The 5,036-nt window shown below is 66.5% G+C and carries 5 protein-coding genes; all 5 read left to right on the forward strand.

Annotation, left to right across the window (positions count from 1 at the left end):
• A partial coding sequence (locus VJ811_RS15555) for an XrtA/PEP-CTERM system amidotransferase (RefSeq protein ID WP_324073978.1) occupies positions 1-1,856 on the forward strand: 1,856 nt, incomplete at its 5' end.
• Positions 1,857-2,001: 145 nt separating this feature from the next.
• A complete protein-coding gene (locus tag VJ811_RS15560) occupies positions 2,002-3,186 on the forward strand; it encodes a GNAT family N-acetyltransferase (RefSeq protein WP_324073980.1) in 1,185 nt (394 codons plus the stop codon).
• Entirely contained in the window at positions 3,183-4,049 is an 867-nt protein-coding gene (locus VJ811_RS15565; RefSeq protein WP_324073983.1) for a cupin-like domain-containing protein, read from the forward strand. Before VJ811_RS15560 ends, VJ811_RS15565 begins: the two co-directional genes overlap by 4 nt.
• Positions 4,050-4,223: 174 nt before the next feature.
• Positions 4,224-4,442 (forward strand): translation initiation factor IF-1, encoded by a 219-nt coding sequence (infA, locus tag VJ811_RS15570; RefSeq protein WP_010162480.1) that lies wholly within the window; start codon positions 4,224-4,226, stop codon positions 4,440-4,442.
• A 10-nt stretch (positions 4,443-4,452) separates the two neighbouring features.
• The coding region (locus tag VJ811_RS15575) for a Maf family protein (protein WP_324073985.1) at positions 4,453-5,036 on the forward strand (584 nt) is incomplete at its 3' end.

The following is a 5,036-nucleotide window of genomic DNA, read 5'->3' on the forward strand; positions in this document are numbered from 1 at the left end:
AGCCGGTCGACCCGGCCCGCCTGCGCGCGATGCTCCAGCCGATGCAGCATCGCGGCCCCGACGGGTCGGGCGAATGGACCGCGCCCGGCGTCGGCCTTGGGCATCTCCGCCTGTCGATCATCGACATCGAGGGCAGCCCGCAGCCGATGGCGAGCGACGACGAATCCGTCACGCTCACCTATAACGGCGAAATCTACAATTTTCGCGAACTGCGCGCCGAACTCGAGGATCGCGGCCACCGCTTCCGCACCAGCGGCGATACCGAGGTCATCATCGCCGCGTGGCGCCAATGGGGCCCCGACTGCCTGCCGCGGCTCAACGGCATGTTCGCTTTCGCGATCCACGATCATGCGCGCGGCTGCCTGTTCCTCGCGCGCGACCGGCTGGGGGTGAAGCCGCTTCATTATGTCCGCCTGTCCGATGGGTCGGTGGCCTTCGCCTCCGAACTCAAGGGCCTGCTGCGCAATCCCCTGCTGCGACAGGAAGCGAACCTGACCGCGATCGAGGATTTTCTCGCCTTTGGCTATGTCCCCGACGACAATTGCATCGTCGCGGGCGTGGAGAAACTGCCCGCGGGCCATTATCTGATGCTCGAACGCGGCAAGCCGGTGCCCGCGCCGACGCGCTGGTGGGCGCCCGATTTCTCGAAACGTATCCGCGCGAGCGAGGGCGAGGCGGCCGAGCATCTTGTCCATCTGATGCGCGCCGCGGTCACCGACCGCATGGTGTCCGACGTGCCGCTCGGCGCCTTCCTGTCGGGCGGGGTCGACAGCAGCGCGGTCGTCGCGCTGATGGCCGAGGCGAGCGCAAAGGCGGTCAAGACCTGCACGATCGGGTTCGATCAGGCGGCGCTCGACGAAACTGCCTACGCGCAGCAGATCGCCGAGCGCTTCGCGACCGATCACCGCACGCGCACCGTGTCGTCAGGCGACTTCACGCTCGTCGACAAGATCGCCGACCAGTTCGACGAGCCCTTTGCCGATGCAAGCGCGCTGCCGACCTATCGCGTCTGCGAACTCGCGCGCGAGGAAGTCACCGTGGCCCTCTCCGGCGATGGCGCCGACGAGGCCTTCGCCGGATACCGCCGCCTCGTGTTCCAGCATCAGGAAGAGAAACTGCGCGGGTTGATCCCAGGCTTCCTGCGCCGCGGCGTGCTCGGCCCGTTGTCGCATGTCTGGCCGCAGATGGATTGGGCGCCGCGTCCGCTGCGCGCGCGTGCGACGCTCGCCAGCCTCTCGAAGAGCGGGGCGGAGGGCTATGCCGAAGCGGTCGGGGTGACGGGGCCGGCGCAGCGCTCGCGCCTGTTCAACGATGCCGCGCACCATGCGCTCGGCGATCATGTTGCCGAGACACGCTATTGGAAGACGATGGCCGAGGCGCCTGCGCGCGAGCCGCTCGACCGCGCGCAATATGCCGACCTGCAAATCTGGCTGCCCGGCGACATCCTGACCAAGACCGACCGGATGAGCATGGCGGTCAGCCTCGAGGCGCGCGAGCCCTTGCTCGATTATCGGCTGATCGAATTTGCCGCGAGCCTGCCCGCGTCGATGCGCGTCAAGCGCGGGACGGGCAAGGCGATCATGAAGCAGGCGATGGAACGCTATCTGCCGCATGACATTCTCTATCGCCCCAAGATGGGGTTTGTGACGCCGGTGTCGCACTGGTTCCGCGGGCCGCTCGTCGAACAGGCGAAGGCGCTGGCGACCTCGTCGACGCTCGCGCGCTCGGGCTGGTTCGATATGGCCGAGATCGAACGCATCGTCGCCGCACACCAGTCGGGACGGCGCGATCATGGGCGGTTGATCTGGCAATTCTTCATGCTGGAAAAGTCGCTGGCGAAGCTGTTCGGGATATAGAAGAACTCGTCGCCCCCGCGAAGGCGGGGGCCGCTAGCGACCTTACTCAGCCGCGTTGCATAAATCGATAACGGCCCCCGCCTTCGCGGGGGCGATGGTTATTTCGGCCACCCCATTTTAACGCTTCGCTGCTAACCTCTCACCGATGACGGTCCATCCTGCCTTTCCGACGAGCGCCGCCGAAGCCGCGCCGCTCACCGTGCGCGTGGTCGATCCGCTGGCGCTGTCACCCGACCTTGCCGCCCAGTGGGACCGGCTGGCCGGCGAGGCGAGCGAGCCCAATCCCTTTGCCGAGCGCTGGTGCCTGCAATCGGCGCTGCACCTGCTCGATCCCGAGCGCCACGCGCGCCTTGTCCTCGTGCGTGACGGCAGCGACGGGCCGGTGATCGGTATCATGCCGCTTGCCCCCGCAGCGCATTATGGCCGCATACCGCTGCGGCACGTTACCGGCTGGACGCATCACAATCATTTTCACGGCGCACCGCTCGTGCGCGCAGGCTTCGAAAGCCTGTTCTGGTCGATCCTGCTCGGCTGGTGCGATGCGGCGCCGTGGGCGCGCACGCTGCTGCACGTACAGCGACTGACCGAGGACGGCCCGCTCCACCGGGCGCTGGTCGATGTCGCGCGGACGCGCGGCGGCGAGGCCGAGGTGGTGCACCGCGAGGAACGCGCGCTGCTCGAAAGCAGTCTGTCGCCAGAGGATTATTGGGACGCCGCGGTGCGCGCGAAGAAGCGCAAGGAATTGCGGCGGCAGGCGAACCGTCTCGCGGAGCAGGGCACGGTCCAATTTCGCCGCTGGAGGCCGGGCGAGGCGATCGATCCGTGGGTCGATGCCTTCCTCGACCTTGAGGCGCGCGGCTGGAAGGGGCGCGCCAGATCGGCGCTCGCGAGCCAGAGCGACACGCAAGCCTGGTTCCGCGCCATCATCGCCGCGGCGGGCGATGCGGGCCGGCTCGACTTGCGCGCGCTCGATCTCGATGACCGTCCGCTTGCGATGCTCGTCAACTTCCTTTGCCCGCCGGGCGGTTTTTCGTTCAAGACCGCGTTCGACGAGGATTATGCCCGTTTCTCACCCGGCGTTCTGCTGCAACAGGCGAACCTCGACCTGCTCGACGACCCGCGCATCGACTGGGTCGACAGCTGCGCCGCGCCCGGCCATCCGATGATCGACAGCGTCTGGCGCGAACGCCGCGCGCTCCTGTGGGTCAATGTTCCTTTATCGGCGGCATCCGACCGGCTCCGCTTTGCCATGCTGACGAAGACCGAGCGGCTCTGGCGGCGCTGGAAGGGTGCCGCGGCGGCCGAAAATGAAGTAGAAAGTCCGTCATGACCGCGCATCAGTCGATCACCCAGCCCGTATTCCCTGCCGAAACGCTCGAACGGATGGCGGCGCTCTATCCGCTGCAAGCGGGGCTGCTCCATCATCATCTGCCCGATCATCCGTTGCTGTCGCTCGAAGCGCTGGCACAGCTCGGCGAAAGCCTGCCCGCGAGCGAGGTCGAATATAATCCGGGCAATGTCCCGATCGGCATCCACCCCGAAGATATCCCGTCGAACGGCCTGTCGATCGGCGAGACGATCCGGACGATCGACAGCAACGGCAGCTGGGCGGTGCTCAAGAATATCGAGAATGTCGATGCCTATCGCACCCTGCTGATGGACTTGCTCGGCGAGTTGGAGCCCGTTGTCGAGCCGCGCACGGGTGCGATGCTGACGCCGCAGGGTTTCATCTTCATCTCGTCGCCGGGATCGATCACGCCGTTCCACTTCGATCCCGAGCATAACATCCTGCTCCAGCTTCGGGGCACGAAGGTGATGAATGTATGGCCTTCCGGCGACGAACGCTTTGCGCACCGCCGCGAGCATGAACGCTATCACACCGGCGGCCACCGCAACCTGCCCTGGCAGGACGACTATCATGGCGATGCGCAGCAGGTGCCGCTGAACCCCGGCGATGCGGTGCTGATGCCGGTGATGGCGCCGCATTTCGTCGCCAACGGCGATGCGCCGTCGATCTCGCTGTCGATCACCTGGCGAAGCGAGTGGAGCTATCGCGAGTCCGAGGCGCACGCCGCGAATGCGACGCTGCGCCGCCTGGGGCTCGACCCCGCGATGCCGCCGCGCTGGCCGAGCTATGCGTGGGCGAAAACTGTGGGCTGGCGCATCGCGCGGCGGCTGCGGCTGGTGTCCTGACCCATCAATATCGTCACCCCGGACTTGATCCAGGGTCCACCCCCGGTCGATGGAACAATGGATGCCGGATCAAGTCCGGCATGACGAAAGTTGGGCGTGTGACAGATTGCTTTCAATTGCCGCAAATTGCGGTTATGGGCGCGCATCCTTGAATTTTCGACCCATAGAGGACTGATGGCGAAAGAAGAACTTCTGGAAATGCGCGGCCAAGTGGTCGAACTGCTGCCCAACGCGATGTTTCGCGTCAAACTGGAAAATGATCACGAGATCCTGGGCCACACGGCCGGCAAGATGCGCAAGAATCGCATCCGCGTTCTCGTGGGCGACGAGGTGCTCGTCGAACTCACCCCCTATGACCTGACCAAGGGTCGGATCACCTATCGCTTCAAGTGAGCGCGGCGGCATGGGTTCGAACCCTAAATCGCCCGCGCTGGTTCTGGCCTCGACCTCGCCGCGGCGGCGCGAATTGCTGGCGCGGATCGGGCTGGAGCCCGCGCGCATCGCGGCGCCTGAAATCGACGAGACGCCGCTGAAGGGCGAGCTGCCGCGCGATTATGTCGCCCGGCTCGCGCGGGGCAAGGCGCTCGCGGTCGCGCGCGCGCCGGGCGAGGTCGTCCTCGCGGGCGATACGACGGTGGCGGTCGGGCGCCGCATCCTCGAAAAGCCGGCCGACGAAGCGGACCTGCGCCGCATGCTCGCGCTGCTGTCGGGGCGGCGCCACCATGTGTGGTCGGGCGTTTGCGTCGTCGGGACCGATGATCGCCCGCGCGTCCGCGTCGTCGACACGATTGTCGCCTTCAAGGCGCTGAGCGCCGCCGAGATCGACCGCTATGTCGAAACGGGCGAAGGCATGGGCAAGGCGGGCGGCTATGCGATCCAGGGGCGCGCCGAAACCTTTGTGCGATTCCTGTCGGGGAGCCATTCGAACGTCGTCGGCCTGCCGCTCTTCGAAACGCGCGCGCTGTTGACGAGCGCGGGAATCCCGCT

This window comes from Sphingopyxis sp. (assembly GCF_035250425.1).
GTDB lineage: Bacteria > Pseudomonadota > Alphaproteobacteria > Sphingomonadales > Sphingomonadaceae > Sphingopyxis.

Bases quoted from the DNA above. Each gene is read 5' to 3' on its own strand.
- infA (WP_010162480.1), top strand. From the start codon at position 4,224: ATGGCGAAAGAAGAACTTCTGGAAATGCGCGGCCAAGTGGTCGAACTG.
- VJ811_RS15560 (WP_324073980.1), top strand. From the start codon at position 2,002: ATGACGGTCCATCCTGCCTTTCCGACGAGCGCCGCCGAAGCCGCGCCG.
- VJ811_RS15565 (WP_324073983.1), top strand. From the start codon at position 3,183: ATGACCGCGCATCAGTCGATCACCCAGCCCGTATTCCCTGCCGAAACG.